Source organism: Barrientosiimonas humi (assembly GCF_006716095.1).
Lineage (GTDB): Bacteria > Actinomycetota > Actinomycetes > Actinomycetales > Dermatophilaceae > Barrientosiimonas > Barrientosiimonas humi.
In genome coordinates, this window is the sequence record NZ_VFOK01000001.1 from 3,230,707 (window position 1) to 3,251,473 (window position 20,767).

The 20,767-nt window shown below is 69.7% G+C and carries 20 protein-coding genes and 1 tRNA gene; 7 read left to right on the forward strand and 14 right to left on the reverse strand.

Translation table 11 applies throughout. The annotated features are described in order from the left end of the window. Positions 1 to 39 precede the first annotated feature (39 nt). The 7 genes from pknB to FB554_RS15010 are packed head-to-tail and all read right to left on the reverse strand — an operon-like array spanning position 40 to position 9,259. On the reverse strand, positions 40 to 1,947 hold the full coding sequence (pknB, locus tag FB554_RS14980; protein ID WP_142007181.1) for a Stk1 family PASTA domain-containing Ser/Thr kinase: 1,908 nt from the start codon (positions 1,945 to 1,947) through the stop codon (positions 40 to 42). Continuing rightward, the gene (locus FB554_RS14985) at positions 1,944 to 3,584 is read right to left on the reverse strand and encodes a protein kinase domain-containing protein (protein ID WP_142007182.1); all 1,641 of its coding nucleotides are present in this window, start codon (positions 3,582 to 3,584) and stop codon (positions 1,944 to 1,946) included. Before FB554_RS14985 ends, pknB begins: the two co-directional genes overlap by 4 nt. Then, the gene (locus FB554_RS14990; RefSeq protein ID WP_142007183.1) at positions 3,581 to 5,035 is read right to left on the reverse strand and encodes a peptidoglycan D,D-transpeptidase FtsI family protein; all 1,455 of its coding nucleotides are present in this window, start codon (positions 5,033 to 5,035) and stop codon (positions 3,581 to 3,583) included. The genes FB554_RS14985 and FB554_RS14990 overlap by 4 nt, the downstream gene beginning before the upstream one ends. After that, complete coding sequence (locus tag FB554_RS14995) at positions 5,032 to 6,402, reverse strand: FtsW/RodA/SpoVE family cell cycle protein (RefSeq protein ID WP_142007184.1); 1,371 nt, start codon at positions 6,400 to 6,402, stop codon at positions 5,032 to 5,034. Before FB554_RS14995 ends, FB554_RS14990 begins: the two co-directional genes overlap by 4 nt. Further along, positions 6,399 to 7,712: a PP2C family protein-serine/threonine phosphatase gene (locus FB554_RS15000; protein WP_142007185.1), complete on the reverse strand. Its 1,314-nt coding sequence runs from the start codon at positions 7,710 to 7,712 to the stop codon at positions 6,399 to 6,401. Before FB554_RS15000 ends, FB554_RS14995 begins: the two co-directional genes overlap by 4 nt. A gap of 6 nt (positions 7,713 to 7,718) precedes the next feature. Continuing rightward, positions 7,719 to 8,198: an FHA domain-containing protein FhaB/FipA gene (locus tag FB554_RS15005; RefSeq protein ID WP_142007186.1), complete on the reverse strand. Its 480-nt coding sequence runs from the start codon at positions 8,196 to 8,198 to the stop codon at positions 7,719 to 7,721. Continuing rightward, a complete protein-coding gene (locus FB554_RS15010; protein WP_142007187.1) occupies positions 8,195 to 9,259 on the reverse strand; it encodes an FhaA domain-containing protein in 1,065 nt (354 codons plus the stop codon). Before FB554_RS15010 ends, FB554_RS15005 begins: the two co-directional genes overlap by 4 nt. A gap of 147 nt (positions 9,260 to 9,406) precedes the next feature. Here FB554_RS15010 and FB554_RS15015 point away from each other — a divergent pair, with 147 nt between their 5' ends. From FB554_RS15015 to FB554_RS15030, 4 genes are all read left to right on the forward strand, one after another. Then, on the forward strand, positions 9,407 to 9,937 hold the full coding sequence (locus tag FB554_RS15015; protein WP_142007188.1) for a YbaK/EbsC family protein: 531 nt from the start codon (positions 9,407 to 9,409) through the stop codon (positions 9,935 to 9,937). A 235-nt stretch (positions 9,938 to 10,172) separates the two neighbouring features. Next, positions 10,173 to 10,778 carry a hypothetical protein gene (locus FB554_RS15020; RefSeq protein ID WP_170206908.1) on the forward strand — a complete coding sequence of 202 codons (606 nt, stop codon included), beginning with the start codon at positions 10,173 to 10,175 and terminating at the stop codon, positions 10,776 to 10,778. Positions 10,779 to 11,224: 446 nt separating this feature from the next. Then, on the forward strand, positions 11,225 to 11,671 hold the full coding sequence (locus FB554_RS15025) for a hypothetical protein (RefSeq protein WP_142007190.1): 447 nt from the start codon (positions 11,225 to 11,227) through the stop codon (positions 11,669 to 11,671). Beyond that, positions 11,664 to 12,284, forward strand: coding sequence for a hypothetical protein (locus tag FB554_RS15030; protein WP_142007191.1), 621 nt, complete (start codon positions 11,664 to 11,666; stop codon positions 12,282 to 12,284). The genes FB554_RS15025 and FB554_RS15030 overlap by 8 nt, the downstream gene beginning before the upstream one ends. 98 nt (positions 12,285 to 12,382) lie before the next feature. On the opposite strand, the gene FB554_RS15035 is transcribed toward FB554_RS15030, so the two are convergent. Beyond that, the gene (locus FB554_RS15035; RefSeq protein ID WP_142007192.1) at positions 12,383 to 13,075 is read right to left on the reverse strand and encodes a hypothetical protein; all 693 of its coding nucleotides are present in this window, start codon (positions 13,073 to 13,075) and stop codon (positions 12,383 to 12,385) included. A gap of 30 nt (positions 13,076 to 13,105) precedes the next feature. Continuing rightward, on the reverse strand, positions 13,106 to 13,948 hold the full coding sequence (purU, locus tag FB554_RS15040) for a formyltetrahydrofolate deformylase (protein WP_142007193.1): 843 nt from the start codon (positions 13,946 to 13,948) through the stop codon (positions 13,106 to 13,108). A gap of 39 nt (positions 13,949 to 13,987) precedes the next feature. On the opposite strand from purU, the gene FB554_RS15045 reads away from it, so the two are divergent. Continuing rightward, on the forward strand, positions 13,988 to 14,665 hold the full coding sequence (locus FB554_RS15045; protein ID WP_142007194.1) for a DUF6891 domain-containing protein: 678 nt from the start codon (positions 13,988 to 13,990) through the stop codon (positions 14,663 to 14,665). 12 nt (positions 14,666 to 14,677) lie between these two features. Here the strand turns inward: FB554_RS15045 and FB554_RS15050 are convergent, their stop codons facing one another. Genes FB554_RS15050 through FB554_RS15060 form a run of 3 tightly spaced genes read right to left on the reverse strand, consistent with a single transcriptional unit; the run spans position 14,678 to position 16,664 of the window. Continuing rightward, positions 14,678 to 15,937 (reverse strand): RNA polymerase sigma factor, encoded by a 1,260-nt coding sequence (locus tag FB554_RS15050; RefSeq protein ID WP_142007195.1) that lies wholly within the window; start codon positions 15,935 to 15,937, stop codon positions 14,678 to 14,680. After that, on the reverse strand, positions 15,934 to 16,293 hold the full coding sequence (locus FB554_RS15055; RefSeq protein WP_142007196.1) for a YciI family protein: 360 nt from the start codon (positions 16,291 to 16,293) through the stop codon (positions 15,934 to 15,936). Before FB554_RS15055 ends, FB554_RS15050 begins: the two co-directional genes overlap by 4 nt. Then, positions 16,290 to 16,664, reverse strand: coding sequence for a YciI family protein (locus FB554_RS15060; RefSeq protein WP_142007197.1), 375 nt, complete (start codon positions 16,662 to 16,664; stop codon positions 16,290 to 16,292). Before FB554_RS15060 ends, FB554_RS15055 begins: the two co-directional genes overlap by 4 nt. Before the next feature lie 207 nt (positions 16,665 to 16,871). Between FB554_RS15060 and FB554_RS15065 the strand changes: the two genes are divergently transcribed. Together FB554_RS15065 and FB554_RS15070 are read left to right on the forward strand one after the other, a co-directional pair. Then, positions 16,872 to 16,958, forward strand: a tRNA-Leu gene (locus FB554_RS15065). A 301-nt stretch (positions 16,959 to 17,259) separates the two neighbouring features. Further along, positions 17,260 to 18,591, forward strand: a complete 1,332-nt coding sequence (locus FB554_RS15070) for a DNA adenine methylase (RefSeq protein WP_142007198.1) — start codon at positions 17,260 to 17,262, stop codon at positions 18,589 to 18,591. Here the strand turns inward: FB554_RS15070 and FB554_RS15075 are convergent. After that, positions 18,588 to 19,649, reverse strand: coding sequence for a phospholipase D family protein (locus tag FB554_RS15075; protein WP_142007199.1), 1,062 nt, complete (start codon positions 19,647 to 19,649; stop codon positions 18,588 to 18,590). The two genes, FB554_RS15070 and FB554_RS15075, sit on opposite strands and share 4 nt — an antisense overlap. A 66-nt stretch (positions 19,650 to 19,715) precedes the next feature. Further along, the gene (locus FB554_RS15080) at positions 19,716 to 20,681 is read right to left on the reverse strand and encodes a site-specific DNA-methyltransferase (protein WP_170206909.1); all 966 of its coding nucleotides are present in this window, start codon (positions 20,679 to 20,681) and stop codon (positions 19,716 to 19,718) included. Between the last annotated feature and the right edge of the window lie 86 nt (positions 20,682 to 20,767).

Below are 20,767 nucleotides of genomic sequence, written 5' to 3' on the forward strand. Positions count from 1 at the left end.
GCGCGCGTCTGCCGGGCCGGAACCTCCCGGCCCGCCGACTCAGCCGGTCGTCGCGGACAGCGTCGGCTCCGGCGTCGACGTGGGGGACGGCGCCGGGCTCGACGGGGTCGGCGACGGGGTCTGCGACGGCGGCTCGCTCGTCGGCGTCTCCGGCGGCGAGGTCGTGGTCGGCGACGGGGTCGACGGCGAGGGCGTCGCGGTGGTCGGCGGCGGCACGGTGACCGTCTCGTTGGGCGCCTGGCCCACGATCAGCTCGATCTCGGAGTTGAGGTCGACCTTGTCGCCGGCCTGCGGCACCTCCAGCACCCGGCCCTGCTGGTTGGTGTCGTCGGTGACCCGGTTGGTGATCGGCTGGCGCACCCGCAGCCCGACCTCGTTGAGCGCGAGGGTCGCATCGGGGGTGGTCTGGCCAGAGAGGTTCTCCGGCACGGTGACCTGACCCGACGACAGCCGCAGCGTGATGGTCTGCTCCGGGCCGACGTCGCTGCCGCTGGCCGGGGTGGTGCTCGCGACCTGGTCCTTGGCGTAGCGGGTGTCGTCCTGCGGGCTGCTCGACACCTGGATCTGGCTGTCGTCGAACCCGGCGGCCGTCAGCTGTTGTCGCGCCTCGGTCTCGGTGCGGCCGCGCACGTCGATCATCGAGATCGAGCCCGGGCCGCTGGAGACGGTGATGGTCACGGTGCTGTTGGGGGGCGCCAGGCTGTTGGCCGCCGGGTCCTGCTCGACGACCGAGCCCTCCTGCTGCTCGCTCGCGACCTGCGTCGCGCGCGGCGTGAAACCGGCCTGGCGCAGCACGTCCTCGGCCTGGGTCTGATCCATGCCGCGGACCGACGGGACCGTCTCGGTCGCGCTGGTGGTGCCGCCCGGGTTCATCTGGCTGAGCAGGTAGCCGATGCCGAGGATCGCCGCGAGCGCCACGACCGCCGCGGTGATCCACAGGGCCGTACGGCGCGGCGGCCGTTCGGCGGTCGACATGTCGGCCGTGTGGTCGCGACGGGTCGCGGGCTCCGGCGGCTCGGCCCGCACCCGGGTCGGGTCGGCCCCGAGCGCCGCGAGCGAGGCGACCGCCGCCTCGCTGATCGGCTGCCCGGCGCGGGCGGCCTGCAGGTCGGACCGGAAGTCGCCCGCGGTCTGGTACCGCCGGTCGCGGTCCTTCTCCAGCGAGTGCAGCGTCACGGCGTCCATCGCCTGCGGCACGTCGGGCTGATAGGTCGACGGCGGCGCGGGGTCGTCCTTGATGTGCTGGTAGACGAGGCTCACCGGCTCACCGATGAACGGCGTACGGCCCGCGAGCAGCTCGAACAGCAGGCAGCCTGTGGAGTACAGGTCGGAGCGCTGGTCGACCTTCTCGCCCTGCGCCTGCTCGGGCGACAGGTAGCGCGCGGTGCCGACGACCGCCTGGGTCGAGGTCATCGTGGCGCTCGCGTCGGCGAGCGCGCGGGCGATGCCGAAGTCCATCACCTTGACGCTGCCGCCGCGGCTGACCATGACGTTGGCCGGCTTGATGTCGCGGTGGACGATGCCCTTGGCGTGGCTGTACTCCAGCGCCGAGAGCACCCCCTGGGTCACCCGGGCCGCCTCGTCGGGCGAGAGCCGGCCCTCCTCGTTGAGGATCTCGCGCAGGGTCTTGCCGTCGACGTACTCCATGACGATGTACGGGATGTCGACCCGGGCGCCGCCGGTCTCGATGTGCACGTCCTCGCCGGAGTCGTAGACCGCGACGATCGCGTGGTGGTTGAGCCCCGCGGCCGACTGCGCCTCGCGCCGGAAGCGGGTGAGGAACGTCTGGTCGCGGGCCAGGTCGGCCCGCAGCATCTTGATGGCGACCTGACGCCCGAGGCGGGTGTCGTGGCCCAGGTGGACCTCGGCCATGCCGCCACGTCCGATGAGCTCGCCGACCTCGTATCGGCCGCCGAGGACGCGGGGCGTCTCGCTGCTGTCTGTCACGCCTCGCTCCGGTCAGGGACGTCGTCACCCGGCATGGAGACCGGGGTGAACGGGGTTTCGAAGGGCCCGGTGTTGACCGGGTTGCTGGGGGAGTTGCCGCCGCCGGGGCTGTCGTCGCCGCCCTGGCTGAGCACGATCACGAGCACGACCACGGCGATCAGCGCGAGCAGCGCGACACCGGCGGCGATCAGCTTGCCGCGGCTGATGCCCCCGAGGGTGCTGGTGGCGGTCGCGCTGCCGCCGAGCTGGCCCGAGCGCTCGCCCGGGCCGTCGCCGGAGCGGCGCACCGGCTGGGTCTGCTGCGGCCCGGACGTGCTGCGCAGCTGCTGCTGCGGGCCCGAGCGGACCTGGCTCTGCGGGCCCGACTGGCCGCCGCGCAGCTGCGCCTGCGGACCGGACTGCCCGTGCGGGCCGCCGTGCTGCCGGTTCGGCCCGGAGGTGCCGGCGGGCTGCGGACCCGTCGGCTGCGGACCGGAGACGGCCCCGGGCATCCGGGCGCGGTGCTGCGGACCGGAACCGCCGGCCGGCACCGGACCGGTCGGCTGGGGACCGGAGTGCGGGCCGCGGCCCTGCGGACCCGAGGGGCCGGCCGGGTGCGGACCCGTCGGCTGCGGACCCGACTGCGGCCCCCGGGGGCCGTGCTGGCCCGGACCGCCCTGCGGCGGGCGACCCGGCGCTCCCTGCGGTCCGCTGTGCGGCCCGCTCGTGGGGCCGGGGTGACGCTGGGCGCGCTGCTCGGGGCTGAGCGCCCGCGGGCCCTGCGACCCCATCGGCCCGCGCGGCGGCGCCGCACCGAGCATCCCCATCCGGTCGGCGTCGCGCAGCGCCTGGCGCAGGGCGCGGCCGAACTCCGCGGCCGACTGCGGCCGGCGGCGCGGGTCCTTCTCGAGCGAGGCGTGCACGACCGCGCGGATGGTGGGCGGGACGTACGGCGGCAGCGGCGGGGGCGGCTCGTTGACGTGCGCGAGCGCGAGCGCGACCGCGGTGTCGGCCTCGAACGGGCGGCGGCCGGCGAGCATCTCGTACGCCACCACGCCGAGGGCGTACACGTCCGACAGGCCGGTGGCCGGGCGGCCGACGGCGGCCTCGGGAGCGAGGTACTGGGCGGTGCCCATGACCTCGCCGGTCTTGGTCATCGCGACCGCGTCGGCGGCCCGGGCGATGCCGAAATCGGTGAGCTTCGCGGTGCCGTCGGGGTCGATGAGGATGTTGGCCGGCTTGACGTCGCGGTGGATCAGGCCGTTCTTGTGCGCGGCCTGCAGCGCGCTCGCGGCCTGCGCGACGATCTCGACCGTGTCGATCGGCGACATGGGCGCGCGCTCCTCGATGAGCTTCGAGAGCGGCCGGCCGGGGACGTACTCCATGACGAGGTAGGCGGTGCCGTCGTCCTCGCCGTAGTCGTAGACCTGGGCGATGTTGCCGTGGGTGAGCGCCGCGGACAGGCGCGCCTCGTTGCGGAACCGCTCGGTGAAGCCGGTCTCGTCGGTGAGGCCCGACTTGAGCACCTTCAGGGCGACGCTGCGCCCGAGGATGTCGTCCTTGGCCTGCCAGACCTCGCCCATGCCGCCGGCGGCGATGCGCTCGGTCAGGGTGTAGCGGCCGCCCATGCTGCCGCCGACCGTCGGGTGCTTGCTCACTGCGACACCACCGCCTCCATCACCTTGCGGGCGATGGGCGCCGCCACCACTCCACCGCTGGCCTCGTCAGCCATCGTTCCCCCATCCTCGACCACGACGGCCACGGCCACCCGCGGGTTGTCGGCCGGCGCGAAGCCGGTGAACCAGACGTCGGCCTTGCCCTGCCCGGTCTGCGCGGTGCCGGTCTTGCCCGCGACCCGCATGCCCGGGATCGCGGCGTTCTTGCCCGACCCGTTGCTCACGACCCGCTCCATCATCTGGGTGAGCGAGGAGGCCGTGGTGCCCGAGATCGGCCGGGCGAACTGCGACGGGTCGGTCGTGTCGATGACGTCGAGGTCCTTGTCGCGCACGTTGCGCACCAGGAACGGGTTCATCTCGCGGCCGCCGTTGGCGATCGCGGCGCTGGTCATCGCGACCTGCAGCGGCGTGGCGCGCACGTCGAACTGGCCGATCGCCGACTGCGCCAGCTGCGGCTGGTTCAGCGAGGGCGGGAAGGTGCTGGGCGTCGCCCGCATCGGCACGTTGATCGGCTTGCCGTAGCCGAACTTGGCGGCCTGCTCACGGATCGGCTGCTGCCCGAGGTCCATGCCGAGCTTGCCGAAGTAGGTGTTGCAGGAGATCTCCAGCGCCCGCGCCATGTCGGTCTTGTTGTCCGGGCCGCACGGCTGGCCGTCGACGTTGGGCAGGTCGACCGAGGTCTGCGGCAGGTCCAGGCTCGCGGGCGCCGGCAGCTCGGACTGGGGGGTGTACTGCCCCGACTCCAGCGCCGCCGCCGCCGTGACCAGCTTGAACGTCGAGCCCGGCGGGTAGAGGTCGCCCCGGATGGTGCGGTTGATCATCGGGTCGTTCGGCGCCTTGCTGAGCTGCTCCCAGTTGCGCGACACCGCCCGCAGGTCGTGGCTGGCCAGCAGGTTGGGGTCGTACGACGGCTTGCTGACCATCGCGAGGATCGCGCCGGTCTTGGGGTCCAGCGCGATGACCGCGCCGCGCTGGTTGCCGAGCGCGTCGTAGGCGGCCTTCTGCGCGGCCGGGTCGATGGTCAGCTCGACCGAGGCGCCCTGCGGCGGCTTGCCGGTGAGCACGTCGCCGATGCGGCGGTAGAACAGCGCGTCGGCCGTGCCGGACAGCATCGAGTCGTAGTTGTCCTCGATGCCGTTGCCGCTGCCGTAGGTGAAGGAGTAGTAGCCGGTGACGGGGGCGTACAGCTTGGCCTGGGGGTAGGAGCGCTGCCACTGCAGGTCGTCCTCGGTCGGGCTGGACTGCGCGACCGGGGTGGAGCCGACCAGGATCGAGCCGCGCTCGCGGCTGTAGGAGTCGAGCAGGGTGCGCCGGTTGCCGTCGGCGGTGTTGAGCTCCTCGGCCTGGACGAACTGGATCATCGTGCTGGCCAGCAGCAGGCTGAGGAACATCGCGGCGGCGACGACGCCGATGCGGCGGATCGGGGAGTTCATCGGGTACGCACCACCTGGGTCTCGTCCTGGCCCACCTGGGCGACACGGGCTTGGTCGACCGGGCGACGCGCCTGGTCGGAGATGCGCAGCAGCAAGGCGACGATCACCCAGTTCGCGAGCAGGGAGGAGCCGCCGGCGGACAGGAACGGCGTGGTCAGACCGGTCAGCGGGATCACCCGGGTCACGCCGCCGACGACCACGAAGATCTGCAGCGCCAGCGAGAACGCCAGGCCGGTCGCGAGCAGCTTGCCGAAGCCGTCGCGGGCGCCGATGCCGGTGCGCAGACCGCGCTCGACGATGAGGGCGTACAGCGCCAGGATCGCCATCAGCCCGACCAGGCCGAGCTCCTCGCCGAAGCTGGGGATGATGAAGTCGGACTCGGCGTAGTAGGTCAGCTGCGGGCGCCCCTGGCCGAGGCCCTTGCCGAGCAGCCCGCCGGAGGCCATGCCCATCAGGCCCTTGGCGAGCTGGTCGCTCACGCCGGGGGCGAACGGGTCGAGCCACAGGGTGACGCGCTGCTGCAGGTGGGAGAACAGCTGCCAGGCGACGAGCGCGCCGCCGGCGAACAGCAGCAGACCGATCGCGATCCAGGCGCGGCGCTCGGTCGCGACGTAGAGCATCGCGACGAACAGGCCGAAGAACAGCAGCGAGGAGCCGAGGTCGCGCTGGAAGACCAGGACCGCGAGCGAGGCGAGCCAGGCGATCATGATCGGGCCCATGTCGCGGGCGCGCGGCAGCGGGAAGCCGAGCACCCGGCGGCCCACGAGCGACAGCGCGTCACGGGTCGCGACGAGGTAGGACGCGAAGAAGATCGTCAGCAGGATCTTGGCGAGCTCGCCGGGCTGGAAGCTGAACGGGCCGATGCCGATCCAGATGCGCGAGCCGTTGATGTTCTTGCCGATGACCGGGAACAGCGGCAGCAGGAGCAGCAGCAGACCCGCGAGCGCCATCGTGAAGGTGTAGCGGGTGAGCCGGCGGTGGTCGCGGATCAGCAGGATCAGCCCGATGGCGCACGCCACCGACAGGCCCGACCACATCAGCTGCTTCAGCGCCGCGCCCTCGCCGAGGGTGCGGTCCTTGGCGATGTCGATGCGATGGATCATCACCAGACCCAGGCCGTTGAGCAGGGTGGCCATCGGCAGCAGCAGCGGGTCGGCGTAGGCGGCGCGCCAGCGCAGCACCAGGTGGAAGACCAGGCCGAGCACGCCGATGCCGATGCCGAGCGTCGCCAGGTCGGTCGGGACCTGGCCGTCGGTGGCCAGGCCGACGTTGGCGTACGCCAGCAGGACGATGCCGATCGCGAAGATCAGCAGCACCAGCTCGGTGTTGCGTCGGGTGCGCTGCGGCAGGGTGGTCACGGTGCTCACGAGGTGCAGCCGCTCCCCCCGGTGCCGGTCTGGCACTTGACCATCTCCGCGCGCAGGTTCTCGACGATGCGGATGGCGGCGGTCTTGCCGCTGGCCGAGAGGGTGTCGCCGACCTTCTGGCGGTAGAACGGCGGCAGGTCGGCGACCGCGATGTCGGTGCGGGTGTCGACGTCGTTGAGCGACAGCGGCCCGAAGTCCTGCGGCACGCCGCGGAAGATCGTGACGACGCCGTTCTGCTGGCCGACGTAGAACTGCTGCTGGCTCCAGCGGTGGCCGACGAACGCGGCGACCGCGAGGACGACGGCGATCAGGCCGGCGAGGAAGGCCCATCGAAAGCGGGTCGACGAGCGCGACCCAGGGCCCTCCTCTGCCAGCAGCGGCCCGGAGCCGGGTGCCGGGGTGGCCCCACCGGCGGGTGCGTCGGGCGGCCCCTGCGGGGGCGGTGGCTGGTTGGCCTCGCGGCGCAGCGCGGCGGCCTTCTCGGCCGGGGTCTGCGGCTGCGGCTGGGTCGCGTCGGGGTCGTGCGTGGCGCCGAGCGCCGCGGCGGCGCCCACCACCTGCGGCTGGTTGGACGAGGCGTTGGCCTGGTCGACCACGTCGGCGACGACCACGGTCACGTTGTCGCGGGTGCTGGCGCGCAGCGCGATCGCGATGAGCTTGTCGGCCGTCTCGTCGGGGGTCCCGCCGTTCGCGAGGATGTCCTTGATGGTGGACGCCGCGACGTAGTCGGACAACCCGTCGGAGCACAGCAGGTATCGGTCGCCGATCTTGCCCTCGCGCAGGCTCAGGTCGGGCTCGTCGTCCTCGCGGCCGGTGAGCACCCGGGTGACCATGTTGCGCTGCGGGTGGTGCTCGGCCTCCTCCTCGGTGATCCGGCCGTCGTCGAGCAGGGCCTGCACGAAGGAGTGGTCCTTGGTGATCTGGGTCATCGTGCCGTCGCGCAGCATGAACGCGCGGGAGTCGCCGATGTTGGCCACCACCAGCTTGGTGCCGGTGCGTAGCAGGGCGATGCACGTGGTGCCCATGCCCTCGAGGTCGTCGGAGGCGTCCATCGCCTCGCGCAGGTGGGCGTTGGCGCGCAGCACCGCGGCGCGCAGCTGCTCCTGGGCGTCGTCGGCGCCGAGGCCGACACCGTCGAGCGCGACGAGCTCGCCGACGACGGTGGAGCTCGCGACGTCGCCCGCGGCGTGCCCGCCCATGCCGTCGGCGAGGATCAGCAGGTCGGGGCCGGCGTAGGCGGAGTCCTCGTTGCGCGACTTGGAGCCGAGGCCGAGGTCGGTGCGGGCGGCGTAGCGAAGAGCGATCGGCATGCAGGCCTACTTCCTCAGCTCGAGCACGGTCTGGCCGATGCGCAGGCGCGAGCCGGCGTCGACCTTGAAGCCCTGGCCGATGCGCTGGTTGCCGGAGAACGTGCCGTTGGTGGAGCCGAGGTCGTCGACGTACCAGCCGTCGTCCTGGCGATAGATGCGGGCGTGCCGCCCGGAGGCGAAGTCGTCGCTGAGCACGAGGGTGCACTCGGGGTTGCGGCCGATGAGCACGCCCGCGTCGGTGAGCGGCACCGTCACGCCGCGCAGGCCGCCCTCGATGACCGCGAGGTGGGTCGGGCCGCGCCGGATCGCGCGCGGCTGACGGCGCTCGCGCTCCTCGCCGCGGCCGCGCCCGGTGGCCGGGGCGTTGCGGTTGACCACGCGGGTGCCGTAGAGGTCGCCGCGCAGCACCCCCACGATGCTGAAGACGAACGTCCAGAGCAGGGCGAGCAGGCCGAGCCTGATGACGGTGACGGTCAGCTCGCTCACCGGCGCCCTCCCATGTGGATCGTGAACGTGGTGCGGCCGACCGTGATGCGGTCGCCGTCGATGAGCCGCGCGCGCGAGACCGGGTCACCGTTGACGTACGTGCCGTTGGTGGATCCGAGGTCGCGCAGCGTCGCGACCAGGTGCGGCCCGTCGTAGGTCACCCGGATCTCGCTGTGCTGCCGGGAGATCCCGGGGTCGTCGAGGATCACGTCGGCGCTGTCGTCGCGGCCGATGATCGTCATGGCCGACAGCAGCGGGTAACGCTCGCCGTCGATGTCGAGCCAGGGGCGCTGCTTCTTGGGGCGCGGCGGCGGGGGCGGCTTGGGTGCCGCGGCCGGCGGCTGCGCCTGCTGGGTGGGCTGGGCGTGCGCGCCGGGCTGGCCGGGGTGGCTCTGCTGGGTGGGCTGGGCGTACGCGCCTGGCTGGGGGTACGCGTCCGGCTGGGCGTGCTGCGTGGGCTGGGCGTGCGGGGCGAGCGGCGCGGCCGAGGTGGGGGCGTCGGGGCCGGCCTGCGGCTCGGGCCGCTGGTCAGCGCTGTCGGTGGGCCACTGGCTGGGGTCGCCGCCGCGCTGGGTGGCGCCGGGGTCGGGGTAGCCGCCGTAGTCGTACGCCTGCTGGTCGCCGCCCTGCTGCGCCGACTCGGGCTCGTCGCGCTCGGCGGGCCGCACGGGCTCGAGGTTCTCGACGTTCTTGGCGGTCGAGGAGCGGATGTGGAAGACGCCGGTCTCGAGCTCGGTGTTCTCCGAGAAGGTCACGGCGACCGGGCCGCCCGCGGTGTAGCGCTGGGTGTCGACGTGCTCGAGCGCGGAGGCGATGAGCTCGTCGGACAGCTCCTCGCGATAGGCGGTGAGCCGCTCGAAGTCGCCCTGGCTGAGCTCGACGTCGAACACGTTGGGCACGATCGGCCGCTGGTTCTTGCTGATGCTGCTGGCGCGGTTGTCCATGGCGCGGCGCATGGCGCTCGCGATCTCGACCGGTTGGACCTCGGCGCGGAAGGCCTTGGCGAACGCGCCGTTGACGGTGCGCTCGAGTCGGCGCTCCAGCTTGTCGAACAGTCCCATCGGCCCTCCTCCCAGGTGTGCTCGGCGATGCGGACTCGGTGTGGCCCGCGGGCAGGACTCATCGTGACCTGCCGGGTCAGTTCCAGGATCGTATCTGCCGTGCCTTGGCGGATCCTGCAACCTGGCGGCGCGTGCGAGGCTCGGGGCATGCCCACTGCACGCGGGAACCTCTCCTGGCAGCCCCTGAAGGACCACCTCGACCTCGTCGCGCAGCCGGTGGCCGACGCCGCCGACCTCGTGCCCGACGCCCAGGTCGCCACCATCGACGAGCAGCTCGCCGACACCGCCGAGTTCTGCGCGGAGTACGACGTCGCGCTGGAGTCGTCGGCCAACTGCGTCGTCGTGACCGCCCGGCGCGGCGACCGCACGACGCATGCCGCCCTCATGGTGCGCGGCACCGACCGCGCCGACGTGAACAAGACGGTGCGCAAGCACCTGGACGCCCGCAAGATCACCTTCGCCGACCAGGGGTATGTGGAGGAGGCCACCGGCATGCGCTCCGGCGGCATCACCCCGATCGGGCTGCCGAGCGACTGGCCGCTGCTGGTGGACAGCGCGGTAGCTACCGGCGGGCTGATGGTCGTGGGTGCCGGGGTGCGCTCGGCGAAGGTGCTGATCGACGGTGCCGCCCTCGCCGAGCTGCCGGGGGCGGAGGTGCTGGGGCTGGTGGTGCGGTGAGGTGCGTGTCGTGATCGGGCAGGCGAGGCCGGGTCGCGGTGAGGTGCGGGTCGCGATCGGTCGAACTCGTGCCTGTGGACAACGCTTCTCGGGGGCTCTGAGCGGGCAGGCTGGGAGTGCAGGCCCCGGAATCACGGCGATGCTTTAACAACTCTTTACGGTCGCGAGCCCGGGGTGGCAGGCGCCGGCTGGACATACTGCCGGGGTTTCGTGCACGCCAGTGGAGGGGCTTCCCGTGACTGTCACATCGTTCGTACGCGCCACCGCAGCCGCGGGGATCGCGCTCCTGGTCGCCGGTTGCACCGGCTCCGCCGACGGGTCGGAGACCAGCGCCGCGTCCTCGACGCCGGCACCTGCCACCACGTCGAGCTCGACGTCCAGCGCCCCACCCACCACGACCACGAGTACGTCGGCGACGACTCAGTCGATGGCGGAGAAGTACCCGGAGACTCCCGCCGGGGCGGAGGCGTTCGTGCGGGCGTATTGGTCGACGTACGACGAGGCCTGTCAGAAACCCTCAAAGGTGCCCGACCTGAAGTCGTTGGCGCAGCCCGAGTGCGCCTCTTGCAAGCGTTTGTCGGACGAGATTGAGGGCTGGGTCAAGAAGGGGGCTCACCAAAGCGGCCCCTCGGCCAGGGTTCTCAAGCTGAAGAGTGAGTCGGAAACGGATCCCGGTGTTGTGTTCGCGCTGGTGGACCAGTTGCCAGGCAATGTTGTAACGGCTGATGGCAAAGTTATCGACAAGATCTCTGCTCAGCAGGTGAAGATGGCGATGACGCTCACCTGGACGGACAGTGGATGGAAGGTCGCCCGGATTCAGCCGTATGAGGGGGAGCTGTGAGACCCCGGATAGCTTCGACCGGCTGTGCGTTCCTGGGCCTCTGGTTGCTGGCGCTCCCTGCCGCGCACGCCGGCAAGGTAGACGGTGCTGTCAAGGAAGAAGCGATCTATAACGGTCTTAGCAGGACGGAAACCCAGGAGCTGCCGTCTGTTGGGGATTACGAAGGTTCCGCGAAAGCCGGCACGAAGGTTCCTGCGAAGGTGCCGTACGAGTACAACACGGTGATGGCATGCGGACAGAATGGACCGAACAGTGATGGTGGCCTCGTGTGCTCGCCCGCGCTGACTGCATGCGAGAACGTGCCGGATGCGAACGGGCCATATGTCCGAGTGTTCCGCCGCCAGGTGTTCCCCGGACAAGAGCCCACAGGCTGGCGTCAGGTGGGCACGACGTGTTACCCCGAGCTGGTGCCGGGCGGTGCCAGTCGACCGCAGCTGACTCTCGCCATGATTCGCGACGCGTGGTCCAAGACCCCCTTCGCGAAACCGGCCCTGCGCACGCAGCCGGTGGGTGGGCGGACGCTGGTGACGCTGCCGACGTACTTCGAGATCAGCTGGCCGAGCGACGGCTTCCAGCCCGACGAGGTGCGCACCGTGACGCTGCTCGGGCAGCAGGTGCGGATCAAGCCGACGTTCAAGAGCAACAACTTCGTGTTCGGCGACGGCACGAGCAGCGGACCGACGAGCTCGTTCGGCGGGCCGTACCCCACCGGCGACATCACGCACAAGTACGACAAGGCCGGCACCGTCACGGTGAGCGCCTCGACGGTCTACGGCGGTGAGTTCAGCGTGAACGGCGGCGCGTACGTGCCGATCCCCGGCACCGCCACCGTCGCCGGCCCGTCGCAGCAGCTGACGATCGTCACCGCCAAGAACCGCCTGGTCAATGAGTGAGCGCCGCGCGGGACTGGCGCGGTGTCGACCAGCTGCAGCGGCCGGGCTCGTCCTGGGGGTGGGCCTGACCGCCGGGTGCGGTGGTTCGGGCGGGACGCAGGAGGCAGCCGTCGGCACGTCGTCGGCATCCACAACGGCAACCACGGCCTCGAGCACCGCGCCACCAACCCCGTCGACCACGAAGCCGCCGGTGCCCCGGACCTTCGCTGCGACCCCTGAGGGCGCGGAGAAGTTCGTGCGGCACTACGTCGACGTCTACCGCAAGGTCGCCGGCAATCCGGCTCAGTGGCAGGAGTTCCAGAGCCTCGGCACCGTCGGCTGCGTCCCGTGCTCCGACCTGTCCCGTGAGATCGAGCTCGACGACCGGTTCGACCGGCGTCAGACCGGCAAGGTGCTGACCCTCGGCAGTGTCCGAGCTCTGCCGCAGAAGGCTTCCGACCCGGCCGACGTCGTCACCGTCGACGCAGACGTACGCCAGCATCCTGGCCGCATCGTCGATAGCTCCGGGTCGACGGTGGAAACCATCGCTGAGGCGCGCCTGATCAGCAGGTTCAAGCTGAACCTCACCGACACGGCGTGGATCGTGGCCGATATCGACAACCGCACGAAGTGAGCGCGGCGGGTCGCTATCGCTCCATCGGTGAGCAGGATCGGTGACTCGGATCGGTGAGGAAGCGTGCGCTCTACCGCACGGTTGCTCACCGATCCGACTCACCGATCCCCGCGGCCGATCTCGCCGTCGCCCGCACCCTGGCCGCCGATCTCGCCCGTGCGGCCCGGTGCGGTGCCGGGGGCGGCCAGCTGCGGGCGTACGGACTCCAGCTGGCGCTTGAGCTCCTGGCCGACCGCGCCGATCGGGCGGGGCGGCAGGTAGGCCTCGGCGCCGGCCGACAGCATGCGGGTGACGGCGCCGGTGTAGCTCACGCCGAGCTCGGGGTCCTCGATCTCGGTGACGATGATCCGGGCCTGCGGGAACATGCCGCGCAGCGCGCCGAGCAGCTGCGGGCTGACCGGGTGTGTCATCAGCACGTCGGTCGAGGCGGGGGCCTCGTTGAGATCGAGCACGACGTACGGCTCGCCCAGCTCCTGCGCGAGCCGTCGCCGCGCGCTGTCGCTGAGCTTCATCGCGGTCGCCACCACCTGGACGTCACCCTCGGGCCGCGGGATCGACCACCGCGAGGCCCCGTCGTTGGCCCCGTCGTTGGACCCGTCGGACCCCTCCGCGCTGCGGCCCGCAGAGACGATCTGCCCCTCGAGCACCAGCGACGACGCCTCGAGCGAGGCGACCGGCTTGCCGTCGCGGGTGACCTCGACGGGGAAGCCGAACAGCAGCCGGTCGAAGACCTCGCGCAACTCGTCGGGCAGCTCGGTGATCTCGATGCGGGGCGTCTCGCGGGGCTTCACGCGGCCATTCTGCGCGCTGGCGCGCCGCGATCAGTCGAAGACGATGGTCCGCGCGCCGACGAGCAGGACGCGGTCCTCGGCGTGCCGGCGCACGGCCCGGCTCAGCACGAGCCGCTCGACGTCGCGCCCCATCGCGACCAGGTCGGCCACGGTGGCGGTGTGCGACACCCGCACGACGTCCTGCTCGATGATCGGCCCCTCGTCGAGGTCGGCCGTCACGTAGTGCGCCGTCGCGCCGATCAGCTTCACGCCCCGCTCGTGGGCCCGGTGATACGGCTTGGCGCCCTTGAACCCGGGCAGGAACGAGTGGTGGATGTTGATCACGCGCCCGGACAGCTCGCGGCACAGGTTGTCCGACAGCACCTGCATGTAGCGGGCGAGGACGACGAAGTCGGCGTCGTGCTGGCGTACGAGATCGAGCAGCTGGGCCTCTGCCTCCGGCTTGGTCTCGGGAGACACGGGGATGTGCACGAACGGAATCCCTTGCTGCTCCACGAGATTGCGCGCCGTCTCGTGGTTGCTCACGACGACGGGGATGTCGACGGGCAGCTCGCCGATCTGGTGGCGGTAGAGCAGGTCGACCAGGCAGTGGTCGAACTTGGAGACGAGGATGACGACCCGCCGGCGCTGCGCCTCGGGGCGGACGGTCACGGTGGCGTCGAGCGGGGCGACCCGTTCCTCGACGAGGCTGCGCAGGGTCTCGACGTCGGCGGGGCTGTCGACCGCGACCCGCATGGTGAACGTGCCGGTGTCGGGGTCGCTGAACTGATGGCTCTCCACGATGTTGCCGTCGGCCGCGACGACCCCGTCGGCGAACGCCCGCACGATGCCCGGGCGGTCCTGGCAGCGCAGGGTGAGCACGAATCTGTCCATGACGCAGATTCTGACGGCATCGCCGTGCGACCGTGGAGCATGGGGATCTTCGACCGATTCAGGGGCACCCGTCCGACCGCACCGATCAGACCGCAACCAGGCAGCTCGCTGGGCACGGGTGACAGCGACGACGAGTTCACCGAGGAGGAGCTGACCGAGGCTGTGCGCGAGAGCCTCCTGCCCGGCTTCTTCGACGAGGACGAGGTGATCGAGCGGGTGGCTGACGCCTATGACCTCGCCGACGACGACCCGCGGCTGCTCAAGACCGTCGAGCGGGTCGTCGACGAGCACGAGCAGCGCATCGCGAGCGGCCGCGGACCGAGCGACTACGACCGGCTCTCCGCCGCGTTCCGGCAGCTGGAGCAGGAGGGCGTCGTCGCGCGGATGAACTTCACCTGCTGCTCCAGCTGCGGCTTCACCGAGATCGACGACGAGCGCACGCCGCTCGATCGAGTGATCAATGGCGAATACCGTTATCTGGAAAGGGAGTTCGTGTTCTTCCACCATCAGGACGCGGAGCGCCTGGTCGATCCGCCGGCGCTGCTCTATCTGGGTTATGGCTCGTTCCTTCGGGAGCCGTCTGACGTCGACGAGCAGGCCGGGCGACACGTCGCGCAGGTGCTGGAGCAGCACGGCTTCGACGTCGACTGGGACGGCGACGTGCAGGCGCGCATCTGCGTGCAGATCAGCGACTGGCGCAAGCCGCTGCCCGTCTGATCGTGGCGGGGGTCAGCGCGCGTCGCGCTGATCGTCGACCGTGGCGTGCTGCCGGATGAGCCAGGCGCGCTCGGCGTCGTTCTCGCAGCGCTCGATCGCCAATGCGTATGCCGCACAAGCCTTTTCGTTCTCGCCCGCCCGGGTGAGCAGCTCGGCTCGCACGGCGGGCAATCGGTGGCTCCGCGGGAGCTCCTCGTCCAAGCCGTCGAGCGCCCGCAGCCCGGTGGCCGGGCCGGCAGCCTCCGCGAGGGCTACGGCCCGGGCGAGCCGGGCGCTGGGCGTGGGGGTCAGCTCGACCAGGTCGTCGTAGTGCCGCACGATCTCGTCCCAGCGGGTGTCCTCGGCCGACCGTGCGGTCGCGTGGACGGCCGCGATGCGGGCCTGGAGAGCGTACGACGCGGTCTGGACCGTGATCGGGCCGGACAGGGCGGGAGAGGCCAGCAGGCGTACGGCCTCGTCGATCTCGTCGCGATGCCAAAGCGACCGATCCTGCTGCGGGAGTAGGACGATCGCGCGGTCGGCGTCGACGCGCGCGTCGCGGCGGGAGTGCTGGAGCAGGAGCAGCGCGAGCAGGGCGGTGAGCACGGGCTCGCCCGGGCGGGCGGCCAGGACCACGCGGACGAGGCGGACGGCCTCGCCGGCCAGCCCCACTCGTACGACATCCGGGCCGCTGCCCGGCGCGTAGCCGGCCGTGAAGGCGAGGTAGGCGGTCTGGGCGACGACGTCGAGGCGCTCGGGGAGGGCGTCGGCCGACGGGACCGCGAACGGGATGCCGGCGGCGACGATCTTCTTCTTGGCGCGGGTGAGGCGGGCCGCCATCGTCGGCTCGGGCACGAGGAAGAGGCGGGCGATGTCGGCGGTGCTGACACCCAGCACGAGGCGGAGCGTCAGGGCGCTCGCGGCCGCCGGGTCGAGCGCGGGGTGGGTGCACATCAGGACCAGGCGGAGCAGGTCGTCCTCGACGAGACCGCCGGGGTCGGCGCGCACGGGGGTGTCGGTCCGGTCGTGCTCGACGAGCAGGAGGGGCGCCTTGCGCTGGGCCATGGCCTCTGCGCGCAGCTGGTCGAGCACGCGGCGGCGGGCGGCGGTGTGCAGCCAGGCGGCGGGGTTGTCGGGCACGCCGTCGGTGGGCCAGCGGCGGGCGGCCGCCTCGACGGCGTCGGCGAGGGCGTCCTCGACCAGGTCGAGCCGTCGGAAGCGCGCGAGGAGCAGGGACGTCAGGCGCCCCCACTCCTCGCGCACGACCGTCGCGAGCTCGACGTCGGCGCTCACCCGCTCTGGTATCCGTCGATCTTCACGGTCGGGCGGATCTCGACGGTGTACTGCCGCGGCAGCAGCTTGGCCGCCGCGATCGCGGTGTCGAGGTCGGGCAGGTCGACGTCGTAGTAGCCGCCGATCTGCTCGGTGAGCTCCGCGAACGGCCCGTCGGTGACGGCGCGTTCGCCGTCGCCCGGGTGGACCGTGGTCGCCGTGTCCGCGTCGCACAGCGGTGCGCTGCTGACCCGGCTCCCGTGGGCGTCGACGAACCGCTCGAAGGCGCGGTGGGCGTCGAAGTACGTCTGGCGCGTGGCTTCGTCGGCCCCCTCCCAGTCGCGGGAGTCGCAGGCGACGAGGACGACGTACCTCACGACGCGTCGGCCTCGGGGCGGTCCTCGGGCTGCACCGTGCGGCGCACCTCGATCCCCTCGCCGATCTTGGCGACGATCTGGCAGCAGTCCATCAGGTCGTCGAGGTCGTCGGTGCGGATCTGGTAGAAGCCGCCGACCTGCTCGGTGACCTCGGTGAACGGGCCGTCGGTGACCGCACCGCCCCCGGGCGCGATGCGCTTGGCGTCGGCGGTGCTGTGCAGCTCGGCGCCGCCGACGATCTGGTGGCCGCGCCGGGTCAGCTCGGCGCCGAAGCGCTGGAACTCGGTGTACCCCGCCTTGCGCTCCTCCAGGCTCATGGTGGTCCACCAGCGGTCGGCGTCACCGACGAAGAGGACGACGTATTCGGTCATGGCGAATCTCCTTGCTCGACGTGGGCCGCGGGCGCGACCTCGTTCCCCTGACGCGCGAGCTGGGGTCGATTCGACAGCCTGCCGGAGATTGGTCTGGCGGGGCGCCGGTTCGGCGGGGTCGTACGCCCTCGCGGGCCGGTCGTGCCGGGCCGGCGGGGACCCGGTTTGGTGCTGAGGCGGTCCCTGGGGCACACTGTGACGGCACTCGCGCGAGTGGCGGAATTGGCAGACGCGCACGGTTCAGGTCCGTGTGCCCGAAAGGGCGTGGGGGTTCAACTCCCCCCTCGCGCACCACATCACGAAGCTCCCGGCCGGATCATCCGGCCGGGAGGTTTCGTGTTTGGTGGCGCGGACGTCGCCACAGCCCTTCGGTCAGGAGTGTGTCGGGCGGGGGCCGAGCCTCGGGACCAACGTCCAGGACGGTGCGTCGCGGTGCACAGGACGCTGGTAACGCCCTCTGTCACCCTCTTCACCAGTCCAAGACGGAGGTAGCGTGGGCGTCTAGGGCTGCCGGGAACACATGCTGAGCTGAGCGGGATCCCTCTGCGCGGCGCGGGAGACGCGCTGTGTCCGACTTTCCTGCGAGAATCGTGTGATGGATAGCGACGGCGAATACAACGATCACGGCGGGTCTAATGCCGGGGGCGAGGACTTCCGACCGGTACATTACATCGGGAACAAGTCTCGATACCTTCATGCGATCGGCCAGACCGTTGACCGAATCGCACGTCCCGGCTCAGCCGCCTGTGACCTCTTCGCAGGCACCTCAGTTGTCACGAGACGACTCGCGCACCGCCGCGAGGTGGTCAGCGCCGATATCCAGGCGTACTCGCAGGTACTCGCACGGGCGCTTACTCAGCCCTATCGGGTCTCGTCCAACGATGTTGCCACCTTGCTCGGTGTAGCAGAAGACTGGCTAAGAACGGTCCGGCCCCAAACCATGTCACTTGTGGCGTATGAGTTGGATGCGCAGACGAATACCCAGTCTGACCTCGAATCTTTTGCGGCGTTAGTCGAACATGGATCGTTTGCTGTCGACGATATCGGTCCGCGGCAACTGGTGGAAGCAAAACGCCGTGCACGTGGTATCCTGACACCTGACAGCGCGACGCTTACTTGGTATTACGGAGGTGTCTATTTTTCCTACTTGCAGGCACTTGAGATGGACGCGCTTCGACATGCGATCCGCGTGGTGACGGGGAACAATGAAACACTGGTCGCTGCACTCATGGGCACAGCCAGCGATGCTGTGTCTACTGTCGGCAACCATTTCGCCCAGCCCGTGCAGCCACGTTATCGAGACGGATCGCTGAAGCGATCTTGGGTCGCGTCCGTCTCACGACGCCGGCAGCACCCTGTCGTGGACACCTTCTTGCGGTGGCTGGCGCGCTACGAATCACTGCGCCCAACCGCCCATAGGGTTTCAGCTATCACGTCTGACTTCCACCAGACGCTGTCAGGACTTGGACCAGAAGTTGGCGTGATTTACGCGGATCCTCCGTATACGCGTGATCACTACAGCCGCTTCTACCACGTGCTGGAAACGATCGCGCTGGATGATAACCCTGGAGTCACGCCAACCCCAGGGACGGCAACGCCCAGCCGCGGTCTCTACCGAGTTGGCAGGCACCAGTCTCCGTTCAGTATCCGCAGCCAGGTTAGGCCGGCGTTCCAAGAACTATTTGCGCAAGCCAAGCGGCTGGATGTTCCTCTCGTTCTTTCCTATTCTCCCATGAGCGAAGGAACCAAAGCTCGACGCGAAACCCGCTTGATGTCCATGCAGGACCTCGTCGAGATGGCCGCGAACTACTTCACCAATGTCGACCTAGTCAAATTGGACGCGTCCACGCACAGCAGGTTCAATCGGGTCGAGGTGAACGCAGCGGTGGAAGGGGCGGCCGAGGCCCTCATCGTCGCCACGAACTAAAGCGCCGGAAGTGCGGCGTCCCAGAGGGGCGAAGTTGGCCATGCAGCGCGCACCTGGTCCTCATTGAAGCGAACGCGTCGCCTTCGGTCGGTACGCCCGTGCCAGTTGCCCGCTAGAAGGGTTTCTATTTCTTGATATCCTGGCTCTCCAGGGAGCAGAAGAGAGTAAAGAAATTCGCCGGTCGCGAGGCGGAGGAATACCCCGATCGGTGAACCGTTCGAAGGATAGGGCAGACCCCGAGCTGCAGCCAATTCGAAGCGGTAGTTCTGGCTCGCAACCTCGACGCTCGGGCGACTTTCCAGCTCACCGATCGTCCCCGTGGAATCGACCTGGCGCAGCGAGATCCGGCGCTGGGAGCCCACCTTGGCTCCGAAGAAGTTTTCGTAGTTGTGAAGATCGAAGTTGGCCTGCGCCCATCGATTCCCAGCCCTTGGGATCTCCGCGATGAGAATCTCATCTACTGAAGCAGCCGCAGGCGATTTTGGCGGCGGTGCCGGAACCGGGGTCCTCAGACTCCGCTCATTGCCCGAGTTTTGCTTGACTCGCACAAGCACGCGAGGATCGCTAATGGGTAGGATGTGGTCGGTGACGTGCGTGAGGAAGGACTCGATCCCCTGCAAGGCTTCGGTTCGATCTTCGCCTCTCAATTTGAGCAATGCGAACGCCTCCCAGTTGGATCGGAGACCACCCATCGTCAGATTTCCTGAACCAACGATGAGACTCAGGTGAGAATCGTGCTCGAACCAGGCCAGCTTCGGGTGGAAGAGCGAAGACGATGGACTCATGAACGCTCGTACTTCAAGGCGTGGCCGGCGTGTCGAAATTTCCAACAGACGCTCCACTGCCGGCGGATCGGTGATCGAATCTGTGCCGATGAGCAGGCGGAAGTTTCCCGCCAGCAAGAATTCATCGAACGCGTCATCTTCAAGCAGACTTCTGACGCCTCCAGAGTTAGCCCACGCGAAAATACCTCCGCCGCGACGCGCACCCATCGACTCGAGGATGAGGTGTTCGAGCAGGTAGCCGTTGGTGGCCCCAGCCATCTGGAACTTGAGCACTTCTGATCCACCTCACCGGAAATTTCGTATCCGACGAGTACACTAGTGTCATCCGCCCACCGAATACTAGAGGCGCGCCACACCTACACCTGTGCCGGGTGCGGACTCCCAGGCCGCGCGGATGCGCGGCAGTGCGAACTGCTCGACCGTCTGAGCACTCTGCTCAATCCCGACCCAGCGGCGCCCCGAACGTTGGGCGGCCACGGCTGTCGTCCCCGAACCAAGGTAATAGTCGAGCACGGTGTCGCCAGGGTCGGTGGCGATGGCAACGATCCGCTCCATGAGAGCCAAGGGCTTCGGTGTGTCAAAGGGGTGGCGATCGGGGAATTCTGCGAGCAGAGTCCGCTTGGCGCCTCCCGTGTCGCCCACTTCGTCCGCGGGCCAGATGGTGAACGGAGCCAAGCCCTCAACTTCAGACTGGTAGCGCTTCAAACGCGGCTTGCCGCTACCCCCGCGCGGCCAATAGACGCGTCCATCGGCGTCCAGCTCGGCAAGGCGTCGGGCGGTGTAGGTCCAGCAGCGTCCAGGCGGCGGATCGTGCCGGTCGCCCGTTGGTGTCGTGAGGGTGTAGAACTGACTAGCAGTTGCGTGTCCGGCCTGCACGTTCATGGGTACCGATCTCCAGGGTCCGCGCGGGTCGCAATCTGGGTTGCTGAATGCACCCTTGTCGGGGAGCCCGTTCCGGACCTTCTTCCATGCTTTCGGTCCTGCGGGGGCGTACACATGTATGTAGTCATGCATCGAGCTGAAGGCTTTGCGGTTGTCTCTGGTTGTTCGCTTCTGCCAGATCACCGTCGCAACGAAGGCTTCAGAGCCGAACACATCATCCAGCATGCAGCGCGCCCGATGCTGCTCCGAATCGTCAAGATGGAGCCAGATGCTCCCATCTGGAGCTAGAACTCGCTTGGTCAACTCAAGATTCGCTCGTAGGTTTGCGAGCCACTCGCCCGTCGACTTGCGATCGTCGTAGTGCCTGAAGCGTTCGCCAGTGTTGTATGGAGGGTCCAAGTAGCAGAGCTTGACGGACCCCATGACCGATTGGTAACCGTTAGCAGCTAACAATTGCTCAAGTCCGCGCTGAGCGTCCGACAAGAGGAGCAGGCTGTCGGCTGCAGCGC